Raw genomic sequence first — 3592 nt, forward strand, 5'->3', positions numbered from 1 at the left:
CCCGTTTCCGATTCCTATATCTGGTCCGCAATCTCTCGCGAACGGATTCAGAAGCTAAACAGTTGGGCGCTTGGTGCTGTCTCATTTCTGAAACAGCCGTATGGACCAAAGTATAAATCACTTCTGCCTAGTCAAATAGAATTTATAAAAATTCTTCAGTTTCTTTAGAATAAGAATTATTTCATTATGTCTCTTCAGATCGCAGTTGAAAGCTTTGCTATGGAAAGGTATGGAGAAAGAAATTTTAGAACGTTCTGATCGCATTCTTTTGTCTCAATGATTTTATCTTCGGAAACAAATTTCTCCGTGGTCGACATAATATATGGTCGGAAGACCAGCCGCAACACTTCTGCAGAAGCTCCTTGCCCTTAAAAAGAGAACAAACGGCACATCCAAATTCTTCTTTAAATATACGGATCTTATTTTAAAGAGATTTGTGGTCGGAAGACCGCCTTCCCTCTTCACAGAAGAATCGAAATCCTCTAAAAGGAAAAATCCTTGTTTGCGAAAACGAGACCTCCATTCTGTCAGAATCGATGCAACTCAAGAGATCCCTCAATCTATTTGATTCCATTTCCCTCATGTTCAGCTCCATGGTTGGACCGGGAATTTTCATAACGACTGGATACATTCTTCATACGGTTCCGAATCCGAATTTAGTCCTTCTCGCATGGATCTTGGGAGGTTTTCTCGCAGTGGCCGGCGCGATGTCTTACGCAAAATCGGCGTCGCTCTTTCCCTACGCGGGAGGAGATTACGTCTATCTCAAGGAAGCATATTCTCCGATTGTGGCCTTTGCTAGCGGATGGCTTTCTCTCTCTATTAATTTTTCCGCGTCCATCTCTCTTTCTGCATTAGCATTTTCTAAATCGTTCTTTTCGCTTATCAATCCTTCCTGGGACATCTACTTTTTTGAATTCCCCTTTTTTGGACTAACAATTTCCATCGGAACCGCGCAGATGCTCGCGATGGGTGCAATTCTTCTATTTACGATTATTAATTTTTTTGGAATTTCCACAGCCTCCCGAATTCAAAATCTTTTTACGGGAGTGAAAATTTTAGGATTGGTTTCCTTTGTCATTTTAGGATTTACGATCGGCAATTTTGAAACCTCCCGATTTCAATCATTTGATTTTTTTCCGTCTAGCCTGAGCGGAATGGAATTGCTTCTCGCCGGGGTCATTCCGGTTACTTATTCCTATCTCGGATGGAACATGATCACTTATGTTGCGGAAGAAGTGAAGGATCCGGATCGAAACATCTACAAAGCGGTTCTTTATTCCTGCGCGTTAGTCACCGTTCTCTACATTCTTATGAATTTTCTTTTTTTAAGTTCAGGAACAATCCGCGAACTTTCAGGAGATAAAATAGGAATCACCGCGTCTTCAGCGCTTTTCGGCCCCAAAGCCACAATCTTTATAACTGCGTTTATATGTTGGGCTTTTTTAGGATCTATCTCAGCTTATATCATCGGAGGTTCAAGAATCTACTTTGCGATGGCGAGAGACGGATTCTTCTTTCCGAGCATGGCGAAATTGCATCCAAAACACAAAAGTCCTTACACTTCGCTTGCCTTTCAGTGCGCCTATGCCTGTCTCTTCTGTTTTGTGAAAGAGATCGAAAGCCTTCTTTATCTTATCACTTGTTCCACTCTTCTCCTGGCGACGATCACGGCTTACACGCCGATTCTTTTTGAAAAAAGACATTATAAACTTAAGTTTAGAATTCCAGGATATCCTTATACAACGTATCTCTATATCTTTTCAAACGTGGTGATCATAGCGACTCTCATCTGGAACAAACCAACCGAAGCCTTTTGGGGAATCAGCTTCACGCTTCTTTCGGTTCCGATGTATTACTATTTTAAGATGAATCAAAATTCTTCTCGTCCGATTGCGGCGCCATTGGACGCGGATTCTCCGGAGATCATCGCGACAAGCCTTCTCCCGGAAAACGAACCCGTGCCAGTAACGAGCGGAGAACCGTAAAATTCTTGTTTCGTCTCAGGGCAAAGCAGAGACTCAATCTTCATTCCTATCTGGGAATTTTTTCGATTCTCTTTTTGACTTTAAGAATCTTTCTTCCCCTTCTTTCGTCGTTCGTTCCTATCGCGGAAGAATTCTCCCTGATCTCTGGAAGAATCGGAATCTTCTTTGGACTCTTTGCATTTCTCACCGGATCAGGACTCGGAAATTATACCTTTGTCCAGCGATCGAAATACGCCGAACTGCACGTGATCCTTCTTCTGGCGGGCTTAGCGTTGCAGGTCCCGGGAATCAGCGCGAGCCATTCCAATCCATTGTCCCTCGTCGCTTCCTGGATCGGCTTTCCTTTGCTGATCGCAGGCTGGATCTACGGAAGGAAAATAAGAAGAAATAAATAATTTTCAATTAAGAACGTTAGACGCGCTTTATCTCTCCCGCGACGGAAGAGATTCGATTTTCATATTTAAAGAATTTAGTTTTTCCTCTGCTTATCTTTTTTTCGAACAACCCGAATCCTTTTCGAAATTCTCTTTTCAGAATTTTAGCCGAACTCCGGTCCAAACCTCTAAAAAAATGCAACGATTTATAGCTCCGCTAACTCCACACATATTCAAAAATCGTCCAAAACCTGATTTCACGGCCTTTTGTAAAAGTTCAAATCGCCTTCAAACGCTCAAAATCGACTAAAACAACCCGCCACCTTAGCCGATCCTATCGAACGAAATCAGAATTGGGGAACACAGACATACAAACGTCAATCCCGATAGCTTGCGATCCAATCCGACCTGATCCAATAATGTATTTTGAATATTCTTAATTCTTAATTCTTAATTCTTAATTCTTAATTCTTAATTCTTTCCTTTTGTATTCAAGGACGTGACTGAACTCTTATAAAATCCATTTCCGACAAACCAGATAAAAAGAAGAAGGAATGTAAAATTTAGGTTCTATAAAATTTTTTAAAGCGGCTTACAAGAAGAATCCGCGCCTTTTCTGATCAACGCGAAACCTCTAAGTAATAACGCGTGAAATCAGAACTCGATTTTCTTTTTCCATTAGAACATAAATCCATTGCCAAAAAAAGAATCAAAAGAATATTCGCACCTGTTATCCGGGGGAACAATGGACTTTAAACTTTCAGAAGATGAACTAATGTTCACAAATCTTTTTTCCGATTTTTGCAAAAAAGAAATCGAACCTCATGCCGAAGAAGCGGATAGAAAAAAAGAAATTCCGAAGTCACACTTTCACAAACTCGCACAAATCGGCTACATTGGCCTACCTCACGAAGAACAATACGGCGGTCAAAACGCGGGCACGTTACGCTCCATTCTTGCCATGCAAACATTAGGAAAGGCTTGCGGTTCCACTTTCTTTTCCGTCGGAGCCTCGGGCGGGCTTTTTGGATTGCCCATTCATCATTTTGGAAAAGAAGAACAGAAGAAAAAATATCTCCCGGAAATCAATCAAGGCACAAAGATCGGATCCTTAGGGATCACGGAACCGGATTCCGGTTCGGATGTATCCGCAATCAAGACTGTCGCGAAGGAAATTTCAAAAGGTATCTATCACCTTTCGGGTCAAAAGACTTATATCACAAATTCACC

At 41.5% G+C, this 3592-nt stretch carries 3 protein-coding genes; all 3 read left to right on the forward strand.

Going from position 1 to position 3592, the window contains the following annotated elements; genetic code table 11:
* Positions 1–581 precede the first annotated feature (581 nt).
* A complete protein-coding gene (locus CH376_RS23615) occupies positions 582–1988 on the forward strand; it encodes an APC family permease (RefSeq protein WP_243394741.1) in 1407 nt (468 codons plus the stop codon).
* Positions 1989–1993: 5 nt separating this feature from the next.
* The gene (locus CH376_RS23620) at positions 1994–2383 is read left to right on the forward strand and encodes a hypothetical protein (RefSeq protein ID WP_100786009.1); all 390 of its coding nucleotides are present in this window, start codon (positions 1994–1996) and stop codon (positions 2381–2383) included.
* Positions 2384–3137: 754 nt separating this feature from the next.
* Positions 3138–3592: acyl-CoA dehydrogenase family protein (locus CH376_RS23625; protein ID WP_338066242.1), on the forward strand; the 455-nt coding region annotated here is incomplete at its 3' end.

This window comes from Leptospira adleri, from assembly GCF_002811985.1.
Lineage (GTDB): Bacteria > Spirochaetota > Leptospiria > Leptospirales > Leptospiraceae > Leptospira > Leptospira adleri.